Below are 26,268 nucleotides of genomic sequence, written 5' to 3' on the forward strand. Positions count from 1 at the left end.
TGTGTGAAGAAGTGGGCGCATCGCGTGACCCCGCGATCACAGCGATGAAGGCGGCGGTCACGAGGAGGCGCGCAGGCCCGGCCGGCGGTTGGATCTCTCCTTCGCGGGGTGCTTTGATCCTGCGCACGGCGGGAGCGGCCGGGGAGGGATCCCGGTCCCGGATTCCTGCGATCACCCCTGCTCACCGCCACTGCGAGACATTCACGCGAAGGGAAACACCCCATGAACCTCACTCCTCGGGTCGACACCGCCGAGCTCACCGACGCCGACCTGGACGCCGTCGCCGGCGGCAACGCGGGCGGCGTCGATGTCTCCGCGGGCCTCGTGGGCGGCCTCTCCGCCGGCCTGGTCGGCCCCCTGGCCGGCGAGGCCTGCGCCGCCGTGCAGGCGGCCGTCTCCCCGGAGGGCGCGGCCGCGGGCGGGCACGCGGGCCTGCACACGACGTCGCTCTGACGCACTGCGCGCAAAGGGCCCCGGGAAGTGATTCCCGGGGCCCTTTCGCATGCCGCCGTGCGGCGGACCCCCGCACGGACCGCCGCACGGCAACGTGAGGAATTTGCAAAACACGTGACGGAAATCTGGACACCCTGGGGGTGGGTAACGCGGTGGAAGGGCGTGACGCAGACTTACTCGGACCCCTCAGATCCCGCCTGCAAAGCGATAGGAACACACTGTGAAGACCGACTCGATCTCTACCGGAGAGCTGCCGATCTACGAGAGCCTCATACGCGAACGCGGTGACGTCGTGGAGGAGGCCCGTGCGGTGGCCGAGGAGACCCAGCACCAGATGACCCAGGCGCTGAACGGTGTCGCCGCCGCCCCGCAGGAGACCGCCGGACAGTGATCCCGGGGGCGTCGAGCCGCCCCGGGATCGTCGCGGGCGCCGCCCCGCCGGGCCGTCACCCGCCGAGCGGGTCGTGGCCCCAGTTCATCAGGGAGTACCGCCACCGGGAGTCCCGTACGTCCCCGGAGGGCCGCTGGGCCAGGTGGCGGCGGACGTAGCCGACGACCTTGCGCATGTGCCGGTAGTCGTCGTCGGAGAGGTCGCTCTTGCCGGCCCGCAGGATCGCCACGATCCGACGGCCGGAGGCGTGTCCGGTGGACTCGCCCCCGTCCTGGTGCTGCCCGGCGTTCTGCGAGTCGTCGGACTCCAGCCACTTCTCCAGCTCGGCCGGTGTCATGTTCACCAGCTCACGGAAGTCTTTCCAGGTCTCCTCGCGCTCCCCGTCGTCCACGCCGCTCACTTCTTCTTCTTGAGCGCGGACGGCTTGTGCACCGCGGTCCTGCCGGACTTGTCGCTGCGCACCTCGTACTGCGGGGCGTCCGGCGAGGCGTCGACCGTACGGCCGGACGCCTCGGTGCGTTCGGTGATCTTCCGCTCCACCTCTCCCTCGGTGCGGCTGCCGTGACTGCTCCAGGTGACCTTGTCGCCCTTCTTCGGCTTCCCGCCCTCGCTGCGGCGCTTCGCCATGCCGGTGCTCCCTCGCCGAGACGTGTGATGTCCCTCCAGCGTGCCGCCCGGGTGGTCAGGGCGCAGCTCGGCGGGCACCGGCCCGGGTGCCGGCGCCGTCGCCGAAGGCCCACGCCATCCGGGGCTCCGTCACGCAGCGGACGGCGCGTCGTACGGGCGGCGTACACAGCGCGGTGACGACCGCCGCGGCGACCAGTGCGGCTGCGGACACGCCGGCGGGCCCGCGGACCCAGACCGGCTCGTACCAGCCCCAGTGCTTCGCGGCCTGCGCGACGAAACCGTGCAGCAGATAGCCGGACAGGGTGCCGGCCCCCAGCGCCGTGAACCAGGTCCGGCGCCCGGGCACCCAGGCGAGGAAGCAGCCGACCAGGACGAGGGAGCAGCCGAAGAGAGCGGCCGTCATCAGCGGCCCGTACCAGAGGGGGACGCCCAGTCCCCGGGCGCTGTCCGCATGGAAGAACCAGGCGTAGTCCATCCGCGGCACGGCCCAGTACGCGAGGCCCAGGGCGCCGGCGGTCACCGGCACGGCGAGGATCCGCACCTCGCGCCGGCGCACCAGCCGGAAGTGCTTTGGCCGCAGCAGCAGACCGACGACGAAGTACGGCAGGAACTGGAGGGTGCGCTGCAGATCGAGGTCGGGTCCGACGGACGGCGCGGCCGTCGCGGCCATCGCGATGACCAGGGCCAGCGGGAGCGGCCACCGGACGTGCCGCCACAGGGGCGTGGTCAGCCGCCAGGCGAACAGCGCCGCGAGGAACCACGTGAGGTACAGGGGGTCCAGCAGGCTGACCGGGCGGTCGGGGTCCTGGCTGGACCAGCGGGTGAACAGGGTGTACGCCGTCTCGAACACCACATAGGGGACGGCGACCCCGGTGATCAGGCGCTTGAGGCGGGCGGGGCTGCCGTCGAAGGAGCGCGAGAAGTAGCCGGAGACGATGATGAACGCCGGCATGTGGAAGGCGTAGACGAGCGTGTAGAGGGCGGTGACGGTCCTGCTGCCCTGGCGCAGTGGCTCCCAGGCGTGCCCCACGGCCACGAGCACGATCGCGAGGTATTTGGCGTTGTCGAAGAACGCGTCCCGCCGGGGGGCCGGGCGGGGCGCGGTGTCCTGCTCCTTCGTCCGCGTCACCGGGGGCGCCTCCGCGCCCGGCCGGACCGCGGTCACCGTGTCACTCACGGGCCCTCCCGCGGCGACGCGAGGCGGGGACGCCTCTACCGGCAGGGAGTAAGGAAGTGAGGGGGGCGCAGAACATCGCCCGCACCCTAATCACAGGGCCCGTCCTTCGTTCAACTCGTAACGGGCAGGGCTCGCTTCGGTTCATGCCCGGGTATACGTGCCGGGAGGGACGATCGTCTCCCGCGCGGCGCTCAGTTCTCCTTCCACACCAGCACGGTGAGTACGGCGCCGGCGACGGTGACCGGCACGTCCGCCTGGTTCAGCAGCCGCACCCGCATGCTCCGGCCGGACGCGAGACGTTTCGCCAGGGGCAGGACCGCGAAGGTGCCGCCGCCGGTCCCGACGATCTCGTGGATGGGGTGGTCCACTTGCTGCTGGTCGCCCTCGTACTCCGACATGCGCGCCTGGACGATCCCCCCGGCCGGCAGTCCTTCGATGTGGAGGCTGAGGGTGCCGCCGAAGCGGGCCGGGCCGCGGGCGAAGACACTTCCGCCGGTGGCGTGGTCGCCGGTCTCATCGGTCCACTCCTCGGTGAACTCGACCGAGTTCCAGGCGCCGGGCGTGAGTTGGTACTGCGCAGCGACACCGAGGTTGACGTACTGGGGCATGGGGTCCTCTCCTTCCCACCGGCCCGCAGGGTGGGCCAGGGCGGCGGCGACGTCACGGCGGAAGCCGGCCATGTCGAATCCGCGCGGGTCGACCTTCCAGTCGCTCCATTCCAGGTGGCCGACGGCGCTCTTGTGGCCCCAGCCGTGCGCACGGCAGATCGCGGCGGTGGCCTTGACCATCGCGAGGTACTGGGCGGGCGGCCACGGGTCCCTGCCGTCGCCCTCGTTCTCGCACTCCCAGCCGTAGAACCGGGCGTTGCCGTCGACCGCGCCGGCGGAGCCGTCGTGCTCGTGCGTCGGGGGCGGATACGTGCCGTAGGACTCGCCGATGACGGCGTCGAGCACGTCGCCGTCCCCGCCGCCTGCGTGGTTGGCCCGGCCGTTGCCGGTGAGGTGGACGACGCCGTCCTTGGTGATGCATCCGGTGGCGAGCGGGCCGGGCAGGGCGCTGTGGCCGTGGAAGATCAGCCCGACGACGTCCGTGCCGGGGCCGGTGACGGTGTGGTGGATGACCACGCCGTGCACCGGCCCCCACGGGCCTTTGTGGTTGCGGTTGTTGGTGCGCCATCCGGAGACTTCGCGAACGGAGCAGCCCTCGGCCTTCAACGCGGCGACGAGCCGGGCGGCGGTGAGCGGGGTGGCCATGAGTCAGTCCTCCGTTCCGGCGCGTCCACGCCGGTCTGAAGACGGTCCGATCACATGTGGGGGGGTGTGCTTGATCTCGGAGCGTGCCTGATCTCGGGGCATGCCGATTCTCGGAGCGTGCCTGGTTTCGGGGCATGCCGCATCGCGTGAGTTCGCCTGATCTCGCGGTGGGCGCGCCGTCAGGCCCTCACCATTCTCGCGCCGCTCGCCCCGTCGCTCACCCAGCCGTGCACCACATGGGCAAAATCGGCGCGATTACGACGCCGCAGGTCGGCGGAATGCCTTCACCACACTGGCGTAGCTGTTCCCGGAATGCCCTTGCGCGATCACTCCCTCCATCAACGCCTTGGAATACTTGGGCAGTTGGCTGTCCACGCCGAGCGCCTCGCTTTCCTCGACGAGGTGTTCGAGCGCGCCCAGGTGCGTCGCCAGGGTGGCGTCGTTGGCCGGGAACCTCTCGTCGCCGGCGTCGATCTGCGCGGCGTAGTCGGCGGTGAACATCTTGATGGCGTCGAGCCACATGTGCGCCCAGGGCAGGAACTCCTGGGCCCTGACGCCGCCCGTCTCCACGATGGCGACCCCGTGCAGGAAGCTGTTCAGCGTGCCCCACATCAGGCCGAGCAGCGACACGTCGAACAGGGCGGGCTTGCCGTGGTCGGTGCCGAGGTAGGTGGTACCGCCGCCGAGGAGCTTGAGCACGGGCTCATGGGCGTCGAAGACGGCCTGCTCACCGGCGTAGAAAAGGACGGAGGTCGCGGCGCCGATGCCGGGCGGCGTGATCATGATGGCGCCGTCGAGGTACCGCACGCCGTTCTTCTCGGCCCACGCCGCGGCCTGCCGGGCCTGCTCGGAGGAGCCCGTGGTCAGGTTGACCACGGTCTTGCCGCGCAGGGCGTCACCGAGCGGGCCGATGACGTCGTGCACCACGTCGTACGTCGACACGCACACGACCACGAGGTCGCTCGCGGCCACGGCGTCGGCGGGGGCCGCGGCGAGGACCGCACCCTCCGCGACGAGTGAGCCGGCCTTGTCCGCCGAGCGGTTCCACACGGTGGTGGCATGTCCCGCTCTCAGGAAGGCGGCGGCCAGGGCCTGCCCCATCAGGCCGAGCCCGAGCACCGACACCGAGGTGTGGTTGTCACCCATGGATGAGTTCCTCCAAAACGCAGTTCCGTGCTGTACGAGCACCGGTACGCGGGGACACGCACCGGGCGGGGGACGGCGGTTCGCGCATCCCTCGGGGAACCCTGGCAAAGGCCCCTTCGGGCGCGCCTCGGACCGCTTCGGAAACGCTTCGGACACGCCTCGGGCAGGTCCGGGGAAGGCGCTTCGGGGCGGGTGGCCGGGCCCGTTTCACCACCGGTGGCGACGGTCCTCACCCCGTTACGCTGAGATCATGGAATTCGGGGTGCTGGGGCCGCTGGAGGTGCGCACGGACGGCGGTCGCGGCGTGCGGATACCCGAAGCCAAGGTGCGCATGCTCCTCGCCGGTCTGCTCGCCCGCCGGGGGCAGGTCGTCCCGGCGGCGCGGCTGGTCGAGGACCTCTGGGGCGGCTCGGCGTTCACGGCCCGGCCGACGGCGTCGCTCCAGGCCAAGGTCTCCCAGTTGCGGCGGGCGCTGGAGGATGCGGAGAGGGGTGGCCGCGCCCTGGTCGTGCACCGGCCGCCCGGATACGTCCTGGACGTCCCGGCCCGAGCGCTCGACGCCGGGCGCTTCAGGGAGTTGGTCGCACGGGCCCGCTCCGCAGGGGAGCCGGCGGAGCGGGCGGCGCTGTACGCCGGGGCGCTGGCGCTGTGGCGCGGTCCGGCCTTCGCCGAGTTCGCGGACCGGCAGTCCGTGCGGCCGACGGCGGCCGGGCTGGAGGAGGAGCGCCTGACGGCGCTGGAGGAACATGCGGGGCTGCGCCTGGAGTTGGGCGAACACGCTCTGCTCGTGGGCGAGTTGACGGGGCTGGTGGAGCAGTATCCGCTGCGCGAGGGGCTGCGGGGCGCGCTGATGCGGGCGTTGTACCGGGCGGGGCGAACGTCCGACGCGCTCGACTGCTTCACCGACTTGCGGCACCGGCTGGACGAGGAGCTGGGACTGACCCCCGGGCCGTCGCTGGCGGCCTTGCAGCAGGCCATCCTGCGCCACGATCCGGCCCTGGCCCGGCCCGGGCAGCCGGCGGCGTCCGTCGCAGGAGTACGGCCGACGGAGCCGGGTCCGGCCGGTGCGGCCTCGCCCCTGGTGGGCCGTGACCAGGACATCCGGTCGGTCCGGGCCCTGCTCGCACGGCATGGCCTGGTGACGCTCACCGGCCCCGGAGGCGTCGGCAAGACCCGTCTCGCCCGGGTCGTGGCGGAACTCCTGGCGGACGACTTCGGCGAGGGCGTCCGTCTGGTGGAGCTCGCCGACGCCGGAGGTCTGGAGCGGTTCGCCGGACCGGAGGCGCTGGCCGAGCGACTGATGGCGGCGCTGGGCATCCGGGAGAACACCGGGGACGACGGTGCCGAGGGCCCGGCGGACCGTCTGGCACACGCGCTGGCCGGCCGGCGGCTGCTGCTGGTGCTGGACAACTGCGAGCACGTCGTGGAGGCCGTGGCGCGGCTGGCCGGACCGCTGCTGGGGCGGGCACCCCACCTGCGCGTTCTGGCGACCAGTCAGGAGCCTTTGCGCATCAGGGACGAGAGGGTGTTCCCGGTGGCGCCGCTGTCGCTGCCCCCGGAGGACCGGCCGGGCCTCGACGCGGTGACGAGCGCGGGCGCCGTACGCCTGTTCATGGACAGGACCCGGGCGGCGGACCCGGGGTTCGTGCTCGACGCCACCACCGCCCCCCTGGTCGCCGACGTGTGCCGGCGCCTCGACGGCATCCCGCTCGCCCTTGAACTGGCCGCGACCCGCGTGAGGTCGCTCGGCATCAGGGAACTGCACGACCGGCTCGACGACCGTTTCCAGGTGCTCAACAGCGGTTACCGCGACGCCCCCGCCCGTCACCGGACGCTGCAGGCCACGCTCGACTGGAGCTGGAGCCTGCTCCACGACCGGGAACGGACCGTGCTGCGCAGGCTGTCGGTGTTCGGCGAGGGGTGCGGGCTGCAGGCCGCCGAGGACGTGTGCTCCGGTGGCGGCCTCAACCCGGCCGACGTCGTCGACGCGCTGAGCCTGCTCGTGGAACGCTCCCTGGTCGTGCGCGCCGAGGGGTCCCGGGGCCCGCGCTACCGGCTGCCCGAGTCCGTCGCGGTCTACGCACGCGTGCGGCTCGGCGAGTCCGGTGAGCGCGCCGGGACGGCCGCCCGCCACCTGCGCCACTGCGTGCGCCTCGCCGAGCGGGCCCGTCCGCATCTGCACGGGCGGGAGCAGTCCGGCTGGTTGCGGATCCTGGACGTGGAGACGGCGAACGTGCAGCGCGCGCTGGCCGAGGCGGCCCGCTCCGGGGCGGCACGGGAAGCACTGCGCCTGGTCAACTCGCTGGCCTGGTACTGGTACGTGCGCGGCCGGCTGGGCGAGGCCCGCAGGGCGCTGGCGACGGCCCTGGACACACCCGGCGAGGCGGCGCCCGGGGAACGCGCGCAGGCGGCGTACTGGTACGCGGGCGTCCGTCTGCTGCTCGGCGAGCACGACCGGGAGTGCGACGTCCCTCGGGACCACCCTGCCGACGCCACCCGGGAACCGGTCAGGGCCCAGTGGTTCCTGGCGCACGCGCAGTGGACGGTGGGGATGCTGGCGGAGGGCGAGCAGCGGGTCGACCGCGCCCTGGCCCGCTTCCGTGCCCTGGGGGACGCCTGGGGCACGGCAGCCGCGCTGACCACGCGCGCCTGTTTCGCGCTGGCCCGGGGAGACCTGGAGTCGCTGCGTGAGAACGCCGAGGAGGCACATGCCCGCTTCACTGAACTGGGCGACCCCTGGGGCCGGTTGAGGACGGCCGACCTGCTCGGCCGGCTCGCCGAGATCAACGGCGACTACGACCGGGCGGCCCGGCTGCACCGGGAGAGTCTCCGGATCACCCGGACGCTGGAGACATGGCCGGAGATGTCCGCGAAGCTGTCCGGTCTCGGCCGAATCGCCCTGCTGACCCGGCGCCACGACGAGGCCGACGACCTGCACACGCGCGCCCTGCGGATCGCGGTGGAGCAGGGCAACCGGCCGGCCGAGCAGTTCGCCGCGCTGGGGCTCGCCCTGAGCGCCCGCCGTCGGGGCCGCCTCGACGACGCCGAGGAGTGGCTGCGTCCCTGGCTCGCCTGGAACCGCCGCCGCGGCGACGGCCCGGGCCTCGCGCTCGTCCTGGCCGAACTGGGCTTCGTCGCCGAACAGCGCGGCGACGCGGAGCGGGCCCTCGCCCACCACCGGGACGGTCTGGCGGCCGCCGTGACGACCGGGGACCCCCGCTCGGTCGCCCTGGCCCTCGAAGGCCTGGCCGGCGCGTACTCCCTGGCCGGGGCCCCGGAACGGGCGACCCGCCTCCTCGGTACGGCGGCGGCGGCCCGGGAACGGGCGGGCGCCCCGCATCCCCCGGCGGAACGGGGCGACGTGGACCGCGTCGAGGCCCGGCTGCGCGCCGCGCTGGGCGAGGAGAGGTACCGGGACGAGTTCACCGCCGGCACCCGGCGCACCCATGAGACGGAAGCCGCGGCGGAGATGCACACGCAAACGCCGTGAGCCGGGCCTCTCGGGGGGTTGCCCCTCCCGGCCCCGCGGGGGGCGGGTCGGTTCACGGCCGGGCCGGTCAGTCCTTCCGGCCGAGGACCGCCTCGCCGAGATGGGTCAGGCGGTGCAGGGTCAGATTGTCCCGGCGCTCGGCCGCGACCATCCCGGACCGGCGCAGGACACCCAGATGTCTGCTGACCGAGGGGTGGGAATGACCGAGCGCTGCCGGTGGCCGGGCACGGCGGAGCGCCCCGGGCTTTCCGGACGTGGGGCGAGCCGGCGGAGCGGATGGGTCAGGTCCGCCGGATCCGCCCCGCCGGCGACGTGCCGGAGCGGCGCCGGCTCTGCTGTGTGACGGTTCCGGATCCGGATCGGATCCTGCCGGCTCCGGTACGGATGTCATCCCCGTGATTCCCCCTGGTGCTGTCCTGGCCCGACACCGTCGGCGGAGTCAGGGAGGACCCGATCGGACACCCGTACGCCAAGGCCGACGCAAGCACTCGGGGACCGCACTCAGCGGATGAGAGGGTGTCAACTGATCCGCTGGGCCACCCGGTCCGACCGTCCGCCCACCCTCCGGCCCGCCCTCCTCCCGTGCCCGGCGCAGGGCAGTTTTGAGCCAAAGGCGATCGCGCGTCCGTCGAGGGCGTGCAAGGCGGCGGTCCGCTGCGTAAGTTGTGTGTCCTATCCTGTCCGCTGGACTCAGACGTGATATCGCGCCCGGGAGTTGGAGACTTGGCCAGCAGCAGCAGCGGCGACACCGGTATGACCGGCCCGTCATCCCTGGCCCGGCGGCTCGAGGACATCGTCAACGCCTACTACCGGGGCAACCGTCCTCCCTACAGCAAGATCGCGGAGGAGATCCGGCAGAGCACCGGGCGGACGTTCTCGGCCACTTACCTCTGGGAACTGGCGACGGGGCGGAAGCGGAACGTGACCCGCGACCACCTTCGCGTACTGGCGGAGCATTTCGGCGTCACACCGGACTACTTCACCGACGAGGAGGTCTCCGAGCGGGTGCGGCGCCAGATGGAGTTCGCCGTCGCCCTGGGGAACAGCAAGGTCCGGACACTGGCCTTCCGGGCCGACGGCCTGTCGGAAGCAGGACTCGACGCCCTGCTCGCGCTCGTGAACGCGATGTCCAACGAGTCCGACTCCACGGGAAGACAACAGCGTCCCGGCCGATAGGAACCATGCGGAAAGTCGGGGCAGCGAGACCGGTGAGAGCCAGAGGGACGAAGCCCGCCCGTGCACGCGCTCAACCGCCTTCCGCGTTCCTGCCGTCCGGGGACGGGGGTGACAGCAGGTGAGAAGAACGGGCGAGTATGCCAAGTTACAGCGGAAGTGTGCGGCGATCCTGCGTGATCTCGGGGTGCAGCGGTCACTGCCCCTGGACGCGATCCGGGAACGGGTGGAGGAGCTCAGAGGCCGCCCACTCGTCCTGAAGGAACTGCCCGAGCAGGCGGCGGTCGCCGGAGCCTGCGGCCTCTGGCTGGGCACGGACGACGCCGACTACGTCTTCTACGAGGCCCGGACCGCGCCCCTCCACCGGGAACACATCATCCTGCACGAGATCGGCCACGTCCTGTGCGACCACCACCGCGGCATCACGCTGCGCGGCGACGAGCTGACGGGCGGGCTCCTCGGCGGCCTGGAGCCCCACCTCGTCAAGCGGCTGATGGCCCGGACCAGTTACACCACCGCCGAGGAACAGGAAGCGGAGATGATCGCCAGCCTGATACAGAGCGCCGGGACGACCGGCCGGGTGTCCGGCTCCCTCGGCCGGCTCGGCGCGTTCCTGGGAGTGACGGACGATGTCGGCACCTGAACTGGCGAGGCAGGTGGGGCTCTGCAGCATCGTCACCATGTGGTTCGCCCTCGGCGTCCGTGCACGGCCGGCGCTGCGCCAGCCACGCCAACGGGGGCTGTGGCTCGCGGTCCTGGCCGCGGCCATCGCCATCACCCTCTTCCAGCCCCCGATCATCGGCCGGCTCACGAACGGCTTCGTGGACCTCCACACCGTCGCCCTCGCGCGGAACCTGATCGGTGTCCTCAGCGCGGGGCTGGTCCTGCTCTTCATGGTCGATCCCACCCGGGCCCGGCGCCTGTGCGTCACCGTGACGCTGGGCCTGCTGGCGGTCATGGGCGCGCTGGTCGTACTGGACCTGTCGCAGACCCAGCACCCGGGCGAGAGCGTCACGTCCGTGCAGGGGCCGGCCGACCCGGCGTTCGCATACTGGCTGATCCTCATCGTCGCCCACCTGGTCGGTGACGCCGTCGCCCTCGTGGTCTGCTGGGCGTACAGCCTGCGTACCGAGGACCGCGATCTCGTGTGGTCGCTGCGGCTGTTCGCGGTGGGAAGCGTCCTCGCGCTCGTCTTCTGGTGCGGCTATCTCTGGCACCTGTACGGCGGCACCTCCGCGATGCTTCCCTACCTGTCCCTCGTCATCGGCGTGCACGGCTGCATCAGGGCGGCATCGCTGCTGGTCCCGACCGTGACCGCCCTGGGCCGGTCGTGGACCGCCCTGCGGGTCACCTGGCGCCTGTGGCCACTGTGGCGCGATCTCGTGCTGGCGGTGCCGCAGGTGGCGCTCGCCAACCCCCAGCGGACCAGGCTGCGGGAGGTACTGCGACCGCGTTCGCCGCTGGCCCTGCAGGCCCACCGGCAGACGATCGAGACCTACGACGCGTTCCTCGACCTGCAGCAGTACGTCCGCCCCGGTGCCTACGAAGAGGCGCACCGGCATGCCCGGCGAGCCGGGGTGCCGGACCGGCGTCTGGCCGCCGCCGCGCTCGCCGGGACGCTGGGGCAGGCCCGCCGGGCCAAACTCGTCGGTGCGCCCCCGTCCGTCCCCCATCCCCTGCCCGGAGTGGTGCACGGCAGCTCCGCGACGCTGCTGGGGATCGCCCGGATGTGGCCGTCCATGACGGATGCGCTGCCCTGCGACGACCGGCCCGTCGACGCGGCGGCCCCGGCCCACCGCGAGTAGCACGACGGGCAGGGGCGGTCGGTCACGGGCCCGGCGGTCCTCAGCGAGGAGCGCCGGGCACCTCGTCGTGGCGGGGCGCGACATGGAAGTCGAACGCCAGCGTCCCGGGATCCAGGGCCGTCGCCCCGCCGTCGACGGTGAGCACGGCACCGTTCACATAGGACGCCGCCGGGGACAGCAGCCAGCCGATGGTCTCCGCGACCTCACGCGGCTCACCCGGACGGCCCAGGGGCAGAAGACCGGTCACCTCCGCGTAGGCGCCGTCCACGCCCTCGCCCCGCAGGTCCGCTTCCTCGGCGAAACGCGCCATGCGGCGGTCGGCCATCTCGCTTCTCACCCAGCTCGGGCACACGATGTTGGCCCGCACTCCCCGGCGCCCGTAGTCGACGGCGACGGAACGGCACAGCTGGAGCAGGGCCGCCTTGGACGTGGCATAGGGGGCGTTGCTCGTACCGTTGCGCAGGGCGGACACCGAGGCGACGGCCACCACCGCGCCCCTCGTCTCCAGCAGGTGCGGGATCGCCGCACGCAAGAGCAGCAGCGGACCGGTGACGTTGGTGCGCATCACCTCGTCCCAGTCCTCCAACGACAGGTCGCCCACGGTCCCGCCGCGCCCGATGCCCGCGTTGAGCACGAGTCCGTCGAGTCGTCCGTATGCGGTCAGGGCCGCCTGGACGAGACTGTCCGCGGCCTCGGGGTCCCGGACGTCGCAGGGGTGTGCGAGCGCCCCGGTCTCCTGCTCGAGACGTCGCAGCGGCTCGCTCCGCCGGCCCGAGACGACCACATGGTGACCGGCTTCGCACAACAGCCGGGCCGTGGCCTCCCCGATACCCGAACCCCCACCGGTCACGACAACAACTCGCTTGTCAGTCACAGTCTGTTCCGGCTCCTTCGCGATCAATGACATGTCCGAGCCTAGATCCCGCTGATCACTTGCTGATGACTTTGAGACATGAGGGGGGTGGTGGGGGAAACCCGCCCCCCGACTCTCCTGCCAGGTCCACTGCCCCGGGCGGCGCGCGCTGCTGGACTGGCTTCAAGCAGTTCGTTCCAGGACACGTAAGCCTGGTGAAACACCGGCGAGTACCTGGCTCTCGTCGAGTGGATGCGCGCGTACAACCGCAGGCACCCGCGTGACCAACTGCGTTTCATGGGCGACGACTTCGCGTACGCGGGTCCGGAACTGCACGACAAGGTGCTCCGGTACGCCGCCCGTCACCTGCCGGATCTGCTGCCGCGTCTCACCGCGCTGTACCGGGGGCTGTGCCCCACCACGTCGGCGGGCACCTACATGAAGGCCTACCTGACGCGGCCCCTGGCCGAGCGCCGGGCGCTGGCCGAGCGCGCGGAGACGGCGCTGTCCCTGCTCGCCCGCCGGCCGGTACCCCCGTCGAGCACGGAAGACGCCCACGACTGGGCGGTGCAGCACGCACGGGCGCCGGCCCTGACCGCGCGCGGCTACGCGTTCGACTTCGACGATCCCGCGCAGCTGAGGCAGTCCATGCGCTACCGGGACCGTTTGATGGCGGACAACGTCGCCTGGTGGGCGGCCCGGACGGGCCGGAAGGTGCTGCTGTCCGCGCACAACAGCCACGTCGCCTACCGCACCTCCGACCCGCGGTACCCCGTATGCAGGGCGCGTTCCTGCGGGACCGGCTGGGCGAGGACTACGTCAGCGTCGCCACGACGTTCGGCGAGGGGTCCTTCAACGCGACGGACCCCGACGGCACCACTCGTGTGCACACCCTGGGGGGTCCCGTCGCCGAACAGCACCGAGCGCTTCCTCAACAAGGTCCGCCCCGGTGACTTCTTCCTGGACCTGCGCACCTCCCCCGCCCCGGCGCGCACCTGGCTGGACACGCCCCGGCCCACCCGCAGCATCGGCACGTCCTACCCGGAACGCCCGCACCGGATCGCCCCCGCGGCATCCCACGACGTCCTCTTCCACCTCCGCCACGTCGTGCCTGCCCGTCTGCTGTCACCTCCGGGCTGACGTGCCCGGGCGGCCGACGACAGAGCCCGGCCCGCGCCGACGGTGCGACACTGGACAGCGTGGCGGAGACGGAGCGGCAGCTCACTGAGCGGCTGGAGCGGGTCATCCTGGACCTGCTGGACCGGCGTGCGGCCACTGCCTCGATCTGTCCGTCCGACGCCGCACGCGAGGCCTACGAAGGCGACGACGACGGCTGGCGGGCCCTAATGGAACCGACCCGCCGGGCCGCGTGGCGCCTGATGGAGGCCGGACGGGTCGAGGTGACCCAGGCCGGCCGGCCCGTCACGAAGACGGAGGCCCGCGGCCCCCTCCGCATCCGCCGTCCGGGCCGGTAGCGGCCCGGATCCGTCCGAACCGGCCCCCACGGGAGATCACCATGGCGATTCAGCGGATGGACAACGTCGGGATCGTCGTCGAGGACCTGGACGCCGCCGTCGCGTTCTTCGTGGAACTCGGTATGGAGCTGGAGGGCAGGGCGGAGATCGAGGGTCCCTTCGCCGACCGGTGCACCGGGCTCGACGGCGTCCGCTGTGACATCGCGATGCTCCGGACGCCGGACGGTCACAGCCGGCTCGAGCTGGCGAAGTACCGCAGCCCCGCGGTGATCACCACGGGGCCGCGCGACCAGCCGCACAACGTTCTGGGCACGCACCGCGTCATGTTCGCCGTCGACGACATCGAGGACACCGTGTCCCGCCTGCGCCCCCATGGCGCCGGACTCCTCGGCGGGATCGCCCGGTTCGAGGACAGCCATCTGCTCTGCTACGTCCGCGGCCCGGAGGGTGTCATCGTCGGACTGGCGGAGCAACTGCGCTGAGTGGGGCACCCGGCGTGCGCCCCGGGGCTACTTCGGGTCGCGGGCGAACAGCGACCTGGACCAGATGTAGCCGAGTGCGCTCAAGCCCAGGCACCAGGCGACGGCCAGCCAGCCGTTGTGGCCGATCCCCGTGCCGAGGAGCAGGCCCCGCAGGGTCTCGATCGCCGGGGTGAAGGGCTGGTACTCGGCGACCGGCCGGAACCAGCCCGGCATCGTGTCGACCGGGACGAAGGCACTGGACAGCAGCGGGAGGATCATCAGCGGCATGGCGTTGTTGCCGGCCGCCTCGGCGTTGGGGCTCGACAGGCCCATCCCCACGGCGATCCAGGTGAGCGCGAAGGACATGAGGACCACCAGCGCGAAGGCCAGGATCCACTCCACGGCGGTGGCGTCGGTGGACCGGAAGCCGATGGCCACGGCCACGGCACCGACGAGGGCCACGCTCATCGCGCACTGGATCACACTGCCGACGACGTGCCCGACGAGCACCGAGCCGCGATGGATCGCCATCGTGCGGAAGCGGGCGATGATGCCCTCGTTCATGTCCATGGAGACGGACACCGCGCTGCCGATCGTCGTGCCGCCGATGGTCAGCATCAGGATCCCCGGGAAGAGATACGCGAGGTACTCGGACCGGTTCCCGCGGCCGCCCCCGATACCGGCACTCATCGTGTCGCCGAAGATGTAGACGAAGAGCAGCAGCAGCACGATCGGGCTGAGCAGCAGGTTCAGGGTGAGGGAGGGGTAGCGGCGCACGTGCAGGAGGTTGCGGCGCAGCATGGTGGACGAGTCGCGCAGGGCGTGGGAGAGCCGGGGCGGGCGGGCGGGGGCCAGGGGCGAGCTCATCGGGCAGCCTCCTCGGGCTGGTCGGGCCGGTTCGGCAGGCTGGTCCGGTCGGGTCGACCGGTCCGGTCGGGCCGGCTGGTCCGCTCGGGCAGGCTGGTCCGCTCGGGCAGGCTGGTCCGGTCGGGCCGGTCCGCGGTCAGGGCGAAGAACACGTCGTCGAGGTCAGGGGTGTGCACGGTCAGTTCGTCCGCCTCGACACCGGCCGCGTCCAGCCAGTCGAGGAGGGAACGCAGTTCGCGCTGACTGCCGTTGCTGGGGATCTGCAGGGCGAGGGCCTCGTCGTCCCGGGTGACTTCGCCCAGGGCCGCGGCCGCGCTCCGGTAGGCGGCCGGGTCGCCGAAGCGCAGGCGGACGTGTCCGCCCGGGACGATCCGCTTGAGCTCGTCGGCGGTGCCTTCGGCGGCGATGACGCCGTCGTGCAGGACGGCGATCCGGTCGGCGAGTTCGTCGGCCTCCTCCAGGTACTGCGTGGTCAGGAAGACGGTGACACCGCCGGTGACCAGTTCGCGGATGATCCGCCACATGTTGTGCCGGGAACGCGGGTCCAGGCCGGTGGTCGGCTCGTCGAGGAAGATGATCCGCGGATCACCGACCAGGGTCATGGCTATGTCCAGGCGCCGCTTCATGCCGCCGGAATAGGTCGAGGCGGGCCTCTTGGCCGCGCCGGTGAGGTCGAAACGCTCCAGCAGCTCGGCGGTCACCCGCCGTCCCTGGCGCTTGGACAGGTGGTGCAGGTCCGCCATGAGGAGCATGTTCTCCTCGCCGGTGATGAGGCCGTCGACGGCGGAGAACTGACCGGTGACACCGATCGCGGCGCGCACGCCCTGCGGGTCGGCGGCCACGTCGTGGCCGGCCACCCGGGCCTGTCCGCCGTCGGCGCCGACGAGCGTGGAGAGGATCTTCACGACGGTGGTCTTGCCGGCACCGTTCGGCCCCAGCAGGGCGAACACCGACCCGGCCGGAATGTGCAGATCGATGCCGTCGAGGACGGTCTTGTCGCCGTACGACTTGCGCAGGCCGGTTGCGGAGACGGCCGCCGATGAGCCGTGCTGGATGGATGTGGACATGACAGATGAAGGCATGGGCCCTCCGTGAGAAGGCTGAGGCGGGTGAGGTGGGGACCGGTCGGGACGGGCCGTTCAGCCCTTGGCGCGGAAGACGTCGATGTTGCCCCAGTTGGTCCGTGCGCGGACCTTGACCGTGTCCTCGGTCCGTTCCGGGGCGTCGGAGGCGGTGAGCGTGTTGCGCACGAGCCCGCGGTTGGAGCTGACGTCCAGCCAGGCGGCGGCGCCCTCGCGGATGCCGATCTCGATGGAGCCGTTGGAGGTCTCCAACCGGACGTCGCCGCGCACGACTTCCGAGACCCGGAGGACACCGTTGGTGGCGGTGCCGGTGACGGACGCCTCGGCGCACGCGATGTCGATGGCGCCGTTGGCACCGCTCACCCGCAGCTCGCCCGACACGACGCCGACGGTGGTGTTGCCGTTGGAGTTCTTCAGGACGGCCGGGCCGTCGATGGTGCCGACGCGCAGATTGCCGGAGCTGGTGGTGATCTCGGCCTTGCCCTCGACCCGGTCGACGACGATCGAGCCGTGGGAGGCGGTCAGCCGGACCGGCCCGGCGGCGTCGAGGCGGACGTCGCCGACCGAGGTCTTCACCCGGACCTCGCCGAGCCGGCCGTCGCCGAGCACCTGGGCCCAGGCGCCGGTCACCTCGACCTGTGATCCCGCGGGCAGTTCTACGGTCACGTCGACGACACCGGAGGGGCCGATCATGCGGCGCTCCTTCGTCCTGACGGTCAGGACACCGCTCGCGAAGCCCACCTCGGTCTGCTCGGCCGCCCGCACGTCCTTGTCCCGCTCCGGGTCACGGGGGCGCACCTCGACGACCGTGTCGAGGCAGTCGCCCGCGGTGAGCCGGAGGGAGCCGGCGCCCACGTGGGCGACGACCGAGATCGGTTCGGGAGTGTCGTAAGAAGGCATGGCTGTCCCGTCCTCTTGGGTCTTCGGGCGTCCCTGCTGGTGGGACGAGGTGCACGTGCTGTGCTGGTTTCTCCGGGGCGCGGGCGCGGGTGCGGCTAGCGCACCCAGCCCGTGAAGCTCTGTCCGACGTTCTGTGTCCTGCCCTGCGTGCGCGGCCGGGTTCCGCCGTCGACCGCGGCGGACACGGCGCGGACCAGCCACGCGTTGACCGACAGGCCCTCGCGACTCGCGGCCTCCTCGGCGCGGGCCTTGAGGTGGGCCGGCAGGCGCAGATTGACGCGGGCGGTGCCGCCTTCGTCACCCTCGGCCGGGTTCCTGAGCGGTTCGAGGGGTGCGGCCGGCTCCACGGGCGCACCGCTCTGGGCGGGCGGCGGTGTCACGACGAAGTCGGGGTCGAGCCCGCGCAGCCGTACGTCGACCGAGCCGGGGGCGAGTTCGCGGGTGATCTCGTCCATCGCGACGGAGAGCACGTTGAGCATGACCAGCCGGGTCGCGGACTCCAGGGGAGCGGTGAGCCGCTCGGCCAGCTCACGGGCGTCGTCGCCTCCGGCTTCGGCAGCCACCGCGAGTTCGCGGCGGAGGTTGTCGACATACGGGGTGAGGTCCATGACGCCATGATGGCACCACTATGGCGCCACACGCAACCGTCAAACACCTCACACCGGAAACGTGGCCCCCTTGATCCTTCCCACCTGCATAAACGCGGCATGGCACCGAATGGCACCTACTGGCACCACCCAGCGCCACGTGACACCGGACTCGCCATCCTCATGCGGTCATCGGCGGTAGGCGGTGGCGGCGACGGCAGGCAGGACGGCGAGAGCGAGAACGCCGCCGGTGAGGGCGAGGACGGGATAGCCGGCGGCAGCGACGACCATGCCGGAGGAGATGCCACCCGTGGCGCCGGCGATGGCGATGGCCACGTCGACCGTGCCCTGGGTTCTGGCACGGGTGGCGAGCGGCACCGTATCGGTGATGATCGCCGTGCCGGAGACGAGGCCGAGGTTCCAGCCGAGGCCCAGCAGAGCCAGGGCCAGGGCGAGGAGCGCGACGGAGTCACCGGGTGCGGCCGCGGCTACGACGCCGGCGACGAGGAGGGTCAGGCCGGAGGCGGCGGCGATCTTCATACGGCCGTGGCGGTCGACGAGCCGTCCCGTCAGCGGGGACGGCAGATACATGGCGCCGATATGGAGGGCGATGACGAAGCCGGAGGCGGCTGTGCCGTGCCCGTGGTCGTGCATGTGGACCGGGGTCATCGTCATGATCGCGGCCATCACCAGCTGCGTGAGCACCATGACCAGCGCCCCCAGGACCACGCCTCCTCCCCGCCTCTCGTGTGCGGGGGCCGTCTTGTCCGGGGCGTTGGCGCTCTCCTCCTGCGCGGCGGCCACGGTGCGGGCCACGAGAAGGGGGTCGGGACGCAGCCAGACGGCCAGGACCAGCGCCGCGAGGGCGTAGGCGGCGCCGGACAGCAGGAAGGGGCCGGCGAGATCGGGGATGCCCAGGGTCCCGGCGAAGACGCCGGCGGGGGCGGCGAGATTGGGGCCCGCGACGCCGCCGAGTGCCGTGGCGACCAGAACCGTCGAGACGGCACGGGCGCGATGGCCGGGGTCGGCGAGATCGGCCCCGGCGTAACGGGCCTGGAGGTTGGTGGCGGTTCCGGCGCCGTAGACGAACAGGGCGATGAAGAGCAGGGCGGGGTTGTCCAGTGCGGCCGCCACGATGACTCCGGCGCTGCCGACGGCGCCGGTGAGGTAGCCGGTGGCCAGACCGGCGCGGCGTCCGCGAGCCTGGGAGACTCGGCCGACGACGACGGCCGTGAGGGCGGATCCGGCGGTGAACAGGGCACTGGGCAGTCCGGCGAGGCCGGTGGTGCCGAGCATGTCCTGGGCGAGCAGGGCACCGACCGCGACCCCGGCCGCGAGACCGGCGCCGCTGAGGACCTGTGAGGCCACCAGGACGCGCAGCGTACGGCGCTGCACCTGGGCGGCGTCGGGAACATCGGGTAGGGAGTTCGCCGTGTCGGCTGCTGTGGCTCCGGTCGTCATGTCTCTTCCTGTCGGCAAGGGTGCCTCGCGGCCGGGGCTCTGACGGCCCGCTTCCGCCGTAAGCATCTCCTCGTCACCGGCTGGCTGTCCGGCATCCCGTCCCCTTCGTCCTCGCCCGCGCGCCGTCCGGGGGCTGGATCGTCGCCGCGAACGTCCTGCTCGGCCTCGAACTCGCCCAGCACAGCAAGCCGCTGCCCACCGGCGAGGACACCGGCCTGAAACCACCTTCGCCCGCACCTCCTGGACCACCCGGTGCTCGCCGGAGTCCTCTCCGCCGTCTTCCTGGGCCTCGGCACCGCCATGGTCCACCCGGCCCTGGTCGCCTACGTCTCCGACCACGCACACCCGCGTGGCGGCCAACACCCTGGGCACCTACCGCTTCTGGCGCGACAGCAACTACGACTTTTCCGACCAGCAAGGGTGAGCAGCCCGGCCGTCACGGCATCCGACATGAAATGACCTCGGCCGTTCGGGCGGGTTGCGCCGGCCGGAGCCGGCCTTTCGGCGGCCATCCCTCCGCCCTGCCCCGGCCGGCGGTCCGCCGCGGTCACCCGCCTCCGTCGATCCCGGCGGCGTGCGGTGGCACGGTGGTGTGGGTCCCGTCCGGGGCGACCATCACCGCGTGCCCCACGCTGTGCAGCATCGGCAGGTCGGAGGGATGGTCGCCGTAGGCCCAGCAGTCCGCCGGGTCGATGTCGGGGTGGCGGGCGAGGAGTTGGCGCACCAGGGTGCGTTTGCCCTCGCCGATGGCCGGGGGGCCGATCAGTTCGCCGGTGAGCAGCGGCCCGCAGCGTTCGAGTCTCGCGCCGAGGGCGAACTGCGCCCCCACCGCCTCGGCGATGGCGGCCAGCAGCGGCGGGAATGTGCCGGAGACCAGGGCGACGGACGCACCCTCGGCCCGGTGCCGGCGCAGCGCGGCCAGTGTGGTGGGGAGATAGAAGCCGTCGGCCCGGCTGTGCTCCCGGTACCACCGGCGGGCCGCGGCCTCGGCCTCCGCGGCCGGGCAGCCCCGGAAGGCCCGGTGGAAACGGCGGTTGGCCTCCGCGCGGGGCAGACCGGCCAGTGCGCCGAGCAGTTCGCCGGCCCGGCGCACTCCGTCCGCGCCGTGCATCCGCGCGAAGTGGTCGCGGAGGAAGTCCGGGCCGCTCTTGCGGCCGATCAGCGTCTCGTCCACGTCGAAGAACACCAGCCGGCGGGGGCCCTCGGGGCGTGCCCACGCAGCGGACCGGGAGGGTGCGGGACGGGGCGGCGACGTCACGGGGCGCTCGGACCGGTCGAGCCCGCTGCGGGTGTCAGTGGACACCGGCGACCACCTCCGCCGGCGCGGGGGGCGCCAGGAACGGGAGCGTGGCCACCGGCCCGGCGGCCTGCTCGGCACGGTCTTCGAAGTCGGCGAACACCGACTCCGCGTACAGGACCGCCGCGGTCTCCCGGCGCACGGCCTGGTGCGTGGCCAGCACGTGGACGTCGCGCCAGGTGCGCTCCAGCGGGCCGGGGCCGCCGCATGCGTGGGTTCCGGCCGCGCGGAACAGCCGCTCGACTGCGGTGACCAGGAGCTGTGCGGCGGCCGCCGCGACCCGGCGGTTGCGGGCCACGTCCCGCTCGGCGCGGGTGCCCGAGTCGGCCCGCAGCGCCGCGTCCCCGAGCAGCAGTTCGGCGGCCTCGATGTCGTCAGCCGACTGTGCCAGCGTCAGCTGGAGCGTGGCGCGCTCCGAGGGCCGGCCGGCTCCCCTGCGCGCGGCCCACGCGGTCCACTCCCGCAGGGCGTGGCGGGCCGCCCCGAGGGCGGGCGCGCACAGCAGCAGTCCCGTCCCCAGGTGCGCCGGGGCGGTGTGGCAGCGGGACCGTCCGGGCCCGGGAGAGCCCGCCAGCACGTCCGACAGCGAGCAGGTGCGGTGCTCGGGGACCACCACCGGGCCGTCGAGGACCGCGGTGTGGCTGCCGGTGCCGCGCATTCCGGTGCTGCGCCACGTCTCCCGTACGTGGATCTCGGCGGCGGGGACGGCGAAGAGCCGGCACCTGCCGCCGGGTAACCGCGGTTCGTCCGGTTCCGGGGCCGCGAGCAGCAGCCAGTCCGCGTCCGCGATACCGCTGACGCACTCCCAGGTGCCGCTGAGCAGCCAGCCGCCGGAGCGGCGGACGGCCGAGCCGGAGGGCCGCAGTCCGGCGGCGATCCGCACATCGGGCGATCGGCCCCACAGGTCGAGTTGCCCTTCGAGGGGCAGGTGGGCGGCGTATCTGCCGTGGGTCGCCCACAGGGCGGCGCACCACGCGGCGGACGCACACCCCTCGCCGACGGCCGCCGCCTCGGCGAGGAGGTCGCTGAAGGTTCCCTCGGTACCGTGCCAGACCCCGGGCACGAAGTGACGGGCGAAGCCGGCGCGGGTCAGCAGCGCGACGGTCTCCGCGGACAGCCGGCCGGTGGCGTCCGCCGCCGACGCGTGCGCCGCGGCGGATGCCACGGCGCCCGCCAGCTGTACGCGCGCCCGCGGCGTGCCACCCTGTGCCCCCTGGCCTGTGCAGATTTGACTCCGGTTCACCTATCGCTCTCCTTTGCTCCACGACTAGAATTCGTTCGGGAACGAATCTTTCTCGGCCGGTCCTTCACCACCGGGCCGGGGTGAAGGAGGTGATCAGCGTGGTCAAGCAGGCGCGTGCGCTTCGGACGCACGATCGCGTCCTCGACGCCGCCGCGTACGAGTTCGCACGCTACGGCTACGTGAACGCGAACCTGCAGCGCATCGCCGACCGGATCGGGTTGACCAAGGGCGCCCTGTACGGGCACTTCTCCAGCAAGGAGAAGCTGGCCGCCGCGCTGACGGAACATCTGTCCCGGAGCGTGCGGACGCTGCTGGACGAGGCCAGGACCTCGCCCGAGCCGGCCACGAGCCGCCTGGAGGCCCTGGTACTCGGACTCGGCAAGCTCTTCGAGACCGACGACAGGGCGCAGGCGGCGTTGCGGCTGGAGGTGGAGGCAGCTCGGGCGGCCGACACGATGGCTCCCCTCCTGAGCGACACCCACGGCATCGCACTCGAACTCGTCGGCGAGGTGCAGCGGGGACGGCGCTGGGACGAGGCACCGCCGGCCGACGCCCTGGCCGATCTCATCGTCGCGGCGTTCTGCACCGCGCTGTGGGCCGGCGCCTGCGCGGGCCCGGACCGGCCCGGGCCCAGCGTCGCCGCGATGTGGGGCGTGCTGACGCGCGCGATGGGAACACGCACATCCGCCTGAGCCCCGACACCGTGCGGCCCCGGGCCCCGGGCCGGCGGGCCGCCGCTACCAGGAAGCCGGGACGGCCGCCGCCGGACGGGTGCCCACGCAGGCCCAGGCGGTCCGTGCGCGGGCCAGTACGGTGTCACCCTGGACCGCCGAGACGGACAGCTGAAACGTTTCCTGCGGACGGGCGCCCGACGCGCACTCATCGACCACCAGCCGGGTGGGCCGGTCGAACTCCCCGAAGGCCAGGCACTGCACGGTGGTACGGGCCAGTGCGAAGGACAGGTCGGCGAACGGGCCGTCGCACGCCTCGTGCACCTTGAGATGGCCGAGCTGGCGGAAGCCCTCCAGCATCACCATCATCGGGATGTGGTCGGTGGGGTGGTCGAAGAGCACCGCGTGGTCGCGGTCCACGCGCAACCACCACTCGTCGGGCCTCGCGGCCTCGTCCAGGACGCAGTCCCGCCAGCGCAGCCGCCCCACCCGGTGCGGGGGCGTGCGCGGCGCCCCGGAGGCGGGCATCTGCTCCGGTACCGCGGCCGGCGCGGCCGCGGCGCCGCCGCCGAGCCGGCGCAGCAGGCCGTAGCGCCGTTCGTCCACCATCAGCATGCTGATGGCGCCCCAGCCGCACGCGCGGCCGCCGACGACGAGCCGGAAGTCCATCCTGGCCCCCCGCCTGCCCCGCGCGTCATCGCCGTCCCAGGTCCACTCGCCCACCAGGAACACCGAGAGCGGTACGCCCTCGACCCGCAGGGCGGCGGGGTCGGTGATCTCGAAGTCGAGGTCGCGGCCGACGAAGCGCCGGCCGAGCGGCACACCGCAGTACCGGTGGGCGACGTAGACCATCCCCTGACGCAGGGTCTCCGCGAACAGCAGGGGATCACTCAGACCGTTCTCGTCCGGGTGGTAGAGCGCGTGGTCGCGCGGCCACTGGGCGGCGACGACGAACTCGCGGTCACCGACGCGGTCGCCGTCGGTGACGAACACCTCCGCGACAGAGCTGCGGTGCACCAGCTCACGCGTCACGGGACGTGCAAAGCTCAACGAATCACAGGCGTGGGCCATTGCTGACGCCTGAGGGATGCTGGGATGATTGAGCACGACTGACATCTGGGATTCGCCTCCCCCGTACTGGAAGAACCAGGACCATGCGAACTAACAGACGTGCGGCGCCCTTCGGCACGAAATTAATATACCTTCGGGAAGGTATCTTGCAAGGCTCGGGCGAAGCATGGCAAAAGAATGGTCATCCCTGCTGGTCAGAGGGGCGAATCCCGCGAAGCGCCCGCACGTGCCCCGGCCCCATCCCCCCACGAACCGGCCACCCAATGCAGCGGAGGGCACGGCACGAATGGACGTCATGAGCGAACACAGCGACGCGACACAGACCTCGCACATCTCCGGCGGCACCTCGGTCGACGACACCTCGCACCTCAAGCAGGAGCGCGCCATCCGCACCCGGCGCACCATCCTCGACGCGGCCGCGGAGGTCTTCGCCCGGCACGGCTACCCGAACGTCACCATCAAGGACATCGCCGACGGCGCGGAGATGACCAAGGGCGCGGTGTACTTCCACTTCTCCAACAAGGAGGCCCTCGCGGTCGCCGTGACGGAGGAGTTCTACCGCAGGCTCAACGAGATCGTCACCCCCGCGCTCGAGGGCGACCACTCCTCGCCCTCGACGGTGGTGGACGTGCTGCTGCGCACCGCGCGCGGGTTCCGCGACGACGTCTACGTCAAGGCGGGGGCGCGCCTGCAGATCGAACGTCCCTACATCAAGGCGGAGATGCCGGTCCCGTACGTCGGTTTCACGTCACTGATCGTCGACCTCCTCCAGGAGTGCCGGGCCGCGGGCCGGCTGCCGGAGGGCGCGGTGCCCGAGGCCCTGGCCAGGGTCCTGGTCTCCGCCCTGTTCGGCGCCCAGCACATCTCCTGGGTGCAGAACGACCGGGCCGACATCGTGGAGCGGGTCGAGGAGATCCTCGACGCGTTCGCCCTGCTGTCGGTGCCGGCGCGGTAGGACCGTGTGGCCGGGAAGGTGCGGCGGGAGCCGGTGAACCGCTCCGGTCGCCGCACCGCCACGCCGTCCGGCGGCGGGCCGGACGGTTCAGTCCAGGAAGGCGGCCTCTATCCAGCGGCGCAGGGCGCCCGGACGCATGCGGTGCAGCCGGTCCACGCTGTCGGACACCTCGTGCGGGCCGCCGACCGACAGGAACTTCTCCCGCACCAGGTCCGCGTGCCGGACCCGGGTCTCCGGTCCGGCCGCACCGACCGGAATCAGCCGCGTGCGCGACACCGTACGGCCGTCGGTCAGCCGGACGGTGACCCGGGCACCCGTGGCCTTCGCGGCGCGGGAGAAGTCCCGGTCGTCGGCGCTCAGCGGGCCCAGCAGGTCGACCAGCTCGTCCCCGCCGAAGCCGCGCAGCCACGGCACGGCACGCTCCCCCGCCTCCCGTACCGCCTCGCCGAACGGGGCGTCGGACAGGAACAGTTCGCGCGTCATCTCGGTGTCGTGCTCCAGGCGCACCCGCCGGGCCAGCGCCCAGCGGGCCGGGTCGTCCAGGTGCGGGGAGGAGAAGTCGTCCACGGTGAACTCGCCGGTGAGCAGGGTGGTCGCGACGGGGTAGGGCACGTCGAGGACCAGGGCGCCGAGTGGGGAGCCCGGACCGTTGACGTACCGGGCGGCGCGCTCACCGGCGAAGAGGGTGTACAGGGACGCCTCGACGACCACCTCGGCCACGTCCTCGGGCCGCAGACCGCCCAGTTCCCGGTGGATCTCGGCGGCGCAGTCCACGGCCGCGTCGATGCCCGGGCCGCCCGGGTGCATCTTGAAGGAAAGCGTGTCGGTGTGCCAGCGCCGGCCCAGTCCCTTGGCCACCGCCTGCGGCAGCGGCACGGTGGCGAACCGGGCGAGGAATCCGTCCTCGTGCTCGACGATGTCGGGAGCGCCGCGCAGCCCCGCGTACGCCGCGTCGCAGGCGTCCATGGCGGTGCGCACCGGGGTGAAGGTGTTGAACAGACGGGCGTCGCTGGCCAGAAAGGCGCGCATCAGGGGCCAGTTGGGCATGGCGAAGGCCAGCCCGAAGGCGTTCTCGAAGAGCGCGGCCGGGGCCCGGTCGCAGTGCAGCCGGCCGGCCACCGCGCCCGCCAGGTGCGTGTGCACGGCGCTCTGGCCGCGCAGCGGGCCGAGGGTGGCCGAGGCGGTGATGCGGGCCGCGCACTCGTTGGCCGCGACGACGGCCGTCAGCAGGGACAGCCCGTCGAGCCGGCGGGTGTAGGCGAAGGCCAGCGGTACCGCGACGGTGGAGTTCGACAGGTGTCCGGCGTAGGCGGTGTCATCGAGATTGAGCCAGGACCCGAGGGCGGCGAAGACGCCCGCGGCGGTGCGCGGGTCGCGCTGCATGGGGTGCCCGAAGGCAGCCACCAGCCGCCGTCCCAGCGGGTGCTGGAGTCCGGCCCTGATGGATGCGGCCTGCGAGAGCACCTGACTGGCGGCGAGCTTCAGCACCCGGCACGGGATGTGCTCGGGGCGCAGCGTCGCCGCCCACTGGGACAGTTCACGCAGGGGGGTGTCGGTGGGTCGGCGAGTACGCCTGGGCGCCGTGCTCCCCCAGTCGTCGCACAGCGCCCTGGCCACGCTCTCACCGAGTACTGCCGTCATGGCGCGAGGCACCTCTCTTGCCGTACGCCGGCCGGGGCGTGCCGTGGCCGGCGGCTGGTCGCTCCGGGCGGGTGGAAGCGGGGGGGGGGGGGCCCCCCGGCCGGGGGGCCGCCCCCCCCCGCCGGGGGGGGGGGGGGGGCCCCCCCCCCCCCAACGACCCGGACCGCGGCGGGGGGGGCGCCCCCGCCG

Annotated in this window: 27 protein-coding genes; 12 read left to right on the forward strand and 15 right to left on the reverse strand. The window is 72.6% G+C overall.

From position 1 onward, the window contains the following. The first annotated feature begins 222 nt into the window (after positions 1-222). Together ACIQU3_RS32555 and ACIQU3_RS32560 are read left to right on the forward strand one after the other, a co-directional pair. Complete coding sequence (locus ACIQU3_RS32555; protein WP_403741504.1) at positions 223-453, forward strand: hypothetical protein; 231 nt, start codon at positions 223-225, stop codon at positions 451-453. A gap of 220 nt (positions 454-673) precedes the next feature. Next, positions 674-844 carry a hypothetical protein gene (locus ACIQU3_RS32560; protein ID WP_403741507.1) on the forward strand — a complete coding sequence of 57 codons (171 nt, stop codon included), beginning with the start codon at positions 674-676 and terminating at the stop codon, positions 842-844. 55 nt (positions 845-899) lie between these two features. On the opposite strand, the gene ACIQU3_RS32565 is transcribed toward ACIQU3_RS32560, so the two are convergent. The 5 genes from ACIQU3_RS32565 to ACIQU3_RS32585 all read right to left on the reverse strand — a co-directional run bounded on the left by ACIQU3_RS32565 (position 900) and on the right by ACIQU3_RS32585 (position 5,047). Further along, complete coding sequence (locus ACIQU3_RS32565; protein WP_403741602.1) at positions 900-1,235, reverse strand: DUF3140 domain-containing protein; 336 nt, start codon at positions 1,233-1,235, stop codon at positions 900-902. Between the two features lie 5 nt (positions 1,236-1,240). After that, the gene (locus ACIQU3_RS32570) at positions 1,241-1,471 is read right to left on the reverse strand and encodes a DUF2945 domain-containing protein (RefSeq protein WP_403741510.1); all 231 of its coding nucleotides are present in this window, start codon (positions 1,469-1,471) and stop codon (positions 1,241-1,243) included. 55 nt (positions 1,472-1,526) lie between these two features. Further along, positions 1,527-2,648, reverse strand: a complete 1,122-nt coding sequence (locus ACIQU3_RS32575) for an acyltransferase family protein (protein ID WP_403929173.1) — start codon at positions 2,646-2,648, stop codon at positions 1,527-1,529. Between the two features lie 191 nt (positions 2,649-2,839). Further along, positions 2,840-3,901: an N-acetylmuramoyl-L-alanine amidase gene (locus tag ACIQU3_RS32580; RefSeq protein WP_403741516.1), complete on the reverse strand. Its 1,062-nt coding sequence runs from the start codon at positions 3,899-3,901 to the stop codon at positions 2,840-2,842. Positions 3,902-4,156: 255 nt separating this feature from the next. Next, positions 4,157-5,047 (reverse strand): NAD(P)-dependent oxidoreductase, encoded by an 891-nt coding sequence (locus ACIQU3_RS32585; RefSeq protein WP_403741519.1) that lies wholly within the window; start codon positions 5,045-5,047, stop codon positions 4,157-4,159. Between the two features lie 250 nt (positions 5,048-5,297). Between ACIQU3_RS32585 and ACIQU3_RS32590 the strand changes: the two genes are divergently transcribed. From ACIQU3_RS32590 to ACIQU3_RS32605, 4 genes are all read left to right on the forward strand, one after another. Continuing rightward, positions 5,298-8,537 carry a BTAD domain-containing putative transcriptional regulator gene (locus ACIQU3_RS32590; protein WP_403929175.1) on the forward strand — a complete coding sequence of 1,080 codons (3,240 nt, stop codon included), beginning with the start codon at positions 5,298-5,300 and terminating at the stop codon, positions 8,535-8,537. Between the two features lie 723 nt (positions 8,538-9,260). Beyond that, positions 9,261-9,713 carry a hypothetical protein gene (locus ACIQU3_RS32595; RefSeq protein WP_403929178.1) on the forward strand — a complete coding sequence of 151 codons (453 nt, stop codon included), beginning with the start codon at positions 9,261-9,263 and terminating at the stop codon, positions 9,711-9,713. A 184-nt stretch (positions 9,714-9,897) separates the two neighbouring features. Further along, positions 9,898-10,353, forward strand: a complete 456-nt coding sequence (locus tag ACIQU3_RS32600) for a regulator component (RefSeq protein ID WP_403929180.1) — start codon at positions 9,898-9,900, stop codon at positions 10,351-10,353. Continuing rightward, positions 10,340-11,515 (forward strand): MAB_1171c family putative transporter, encoded by a 1,176-nt coding sequence (locus tag ACIQU3_RS32605; RefSeq protein WP_403741530.1) that lies wholly within the window; start codon positions 10,340-10,342, stop codon positions 11,513-11,515. The genes ACIQU3_RS32600 and ACIQU3_RS32605 overlap by 14 nt, the downstream gene beginning before the upstream one ends. 40 nt (positions 11,516-11,555) lie before the next feature. Here the strand turns inward: ACIQU3_RS32605 and ACIQU3_RS32610 are convergent, their stop codons facing one another. Beyond that, on the reverse strand, positions 11,556-12,389 hold the full coding sequence (locus ACIQU3_RS32610; protein ID WP_403929182.1) for an SDR family NAD(P)-dependent oxidoreductase: 834 nt from the start codon (positions 12,387-12,389) through the stop codon (positions 11,556-11,558). A gap of 755 nt (positions 12,390-13,144) precedes the next feature. Between ACIQU3_RS32610 and ACIQU3_RS32615 the strand changes: the two genes are divergently transcribed. From ACIQU3_RS32615 to ACIQU3_RS32630, 4 genes are read left to right on the forward strand one after another with little or no spacing between them, the layout of a single operon-like run. Further along, a complete protein-coding gene (locus ACIQU3_RS32615; RefSeq protein ID WP_403929184.1) occupies positions 13,145-13,321 on the forward strand; it encodes an erythromycin esterase family protein in 177 nt (58 codons plus the stop codon). Beyond that, the gene (locus tag ACIQU3_RS32620; protein ID WP_403929187.1) at positions 13,251-13,508 is read left to right on the forward strand and encodes an erythromycin esterase family protein; all 258 of its coding nucleotides are present in this window, start codon (positions 13,251-13,253) and stop codon (positions 13,506-13,508) included. Before ACIQU3_RS32615 ends, ACIQU3_RS32620 begins: the two co-directional genes overlap by 71 nt. 59 nt (positions 13,509-13,567) lie before the next feature. Then, positions 13,568-13,843, forward strand: a complete 276-nt coding sequence (locus ACIQU3_RS32625) for a DUF3253 domain-containing protein (RefSeq protein ID WP_403741539.1) — start codon at positions 13,568-13,570, stop codon at positions 13,841-13,843. Between the two features lie 41 nt (positions 13,844-13,884). Further along, entirely contained in the window at positions 13,885-14,325 is a 441-nt protein-coding gene (locus tag ACIQU3_RS32630; RefSeq protein ID WP_403741541.1) for a VOC family protein, read from the forward strand. Positions 14,326-14,352: 27 nt separating this feature from the next. Here ACIQU3_RS32630 and ACIQU3_RS32635 read toward each other — a convergent pair whose 3' ends face one another. The 7 genes from ACIQU3_RS32635 to ACIQU3_RS32665 all read right to left on the reverse strand — a co-directional run bounded on the left by ACIQU3_RS32635 (position 14,353) and on the right by ACIQU3_RS32665 (position 21,663). Then, complete coding sequence (locus ACIQU3_RS32635) at positions 14,353-15,171, reverse strand: ABC transporter permease (RefSeq protein ID WP_403929190.1); 819 nt, start codon at positions 15,169-15,171, stop codon at positions 14,353-14,355. Next, positions 15,168-16,238: an ATP-binding cassette domain-containing protein gene (locus tag ACIQU3_RS32640; RefSeq protein WP_403929193.1), complete on the reverse strand. Its 1,071-nt coding sequence runs from the start codon at positions 16,236-16,238 to the stop codon at positions 15,168-15,170. Before ACIQU3_RS32640 ends, ACIQU3_RS32635 begins: the two co-directional genes overlap by 4 nt. 72 nt (positions 16,239-16,310) lie before the next feature. Then, positions 16,311-17,153 (reverse strand): DUF4097 family beta strand repeat-containing protein, encoded by an 843-nt coding sequence (locus ACIQU3_RS32645; protein ID WP_403929196.1) that lies wholly within the window; start codon positions 17,151-17,153, stop codon positions 16,311-16,313. A 95-nt stretch (positions 17,154-17,248) separates the two neighbouring features. Next, entirely contained in the window at positions 17,249-17,761 is a 513-nt protein-coding gene (locus ACIQU3_RS32650) for a toxin-antitoxin system HicB family antitoxin (RefSeq protein WP_403741552.1), read from the reverse strand. A gap of 168 nt (positions 17,762-17,929) precedes the next feature. After that, positions 17,930-19,201, reverse strand: a complete 1,272-nt coding sequence (locus ACIQU3_RS32655; RefSeq protein ID WP_403741555.1) for an MFS transporter — start codon at positions 19,199-19,201, stop codon at positions 17,930-17,932. 547 nt (positions 19,202-19,748) lie between these two features. Next, positions 19,749-20,504: an HAD family hydrolase gene (locus ACIQU3_RS32660; protein ID WP_403741556.1), complete on the reverse strand. Its 756-nt coding sequence runs from the start codon at positions 20,502-20,504 to the stop codon at positions 19,749-19,751. Then, the gene (locus tag ACIQU3_RS32665; protein ID WP_403741559.1) at positions 20,494-21,663 is read right to left on the reverse strand and encodes an acyl-CoA dehydrogenase family protein; all 1,170 of its coding nucleotides are present in this window, start codon (positions 21,661-21,663) and stop codon (positions 20,494-20,496) included. Before ACIQU3_RS32665 ends, ACIQU3_RS32660 begins: the two co-directional genes overlap by 11 nt. 176 nt (positions 21,664-21,839) lie before the next feature. Here ACIQU3_RS32665 and ACIQU3_RS32670 point away from each other — a divergent pair, with 176 nt between their 5' ends. After that, a complete protein-coding gene (locus ACIQU3_RS32670; RefSeq protein WP_403741562.1) occupies positions 21,840-22,433 on the forward strand; it encodes a TetR family transcriptional regulator in 594 nt (197 codons plus the stop codon). Between the two features lie 45 nt (positions 22,434-22,478). Here the strand turns inward: ACIQU3_RS32670 and ACIQU3_RS32675 are convergent, their stop codons facing one another. Beyond that, on the reverse strand, positions 22,479-23,444 hold the full coding sequence (locus tag ACIQU3_RS32675) for a ScbA/BarX family gamma-butyrolactone biosynthesis protein (protein WP_403929199.1): 966 nt from the start codon (positions 23,442-23,444) through the stop codon (positions 22,479-22,481). Between the two features lie 334 nt (positions 23,445-23,778). Here ACIQU3_RS32675 and ACIQU3_RS32680 point away from each other — a divergent pair, with 334 nt between their 5' ends. After that, positions 23,779-24,438, forward strand: coding sequence for a ScbR family autoregulator-binding transcription factor (locus ACIQU3_RS32680; protein WP_403741568.1), 660 nt, complete (start codon positions 23,779-23,781; stop codon positions 24,436-24,438). An 87-nt stretch (positions 24,439-24,525) separates the two neighbouring features. Here the strand turns inward: ACIQU3_RS32680 and ACIQU3_RS32685 are convergent, their stop codons facing one another. Continuing rightward, entirely contained in the window at positions 24,526-26,079 is a 1,554-nt protein-coding gene (locus tag ACIQU3_RS32685) for an MmgE/PrpD family protein (protein ID WP_403741571.1), read from the reverse strand. Between the last annotated feature and the right edge of the window lie 189 nt (positions 26,080-26,268).

The sequence above is a fragment of the Streptomyces sp. NPDC101110 genome (assembly GCF_044759525.1).
Taxonomy (GTDB): domain Bacteria; phylum Actinomycetota; class Actinomycetes; order Streptomycetales; family Streptomycetaceae; genus Streptomyces.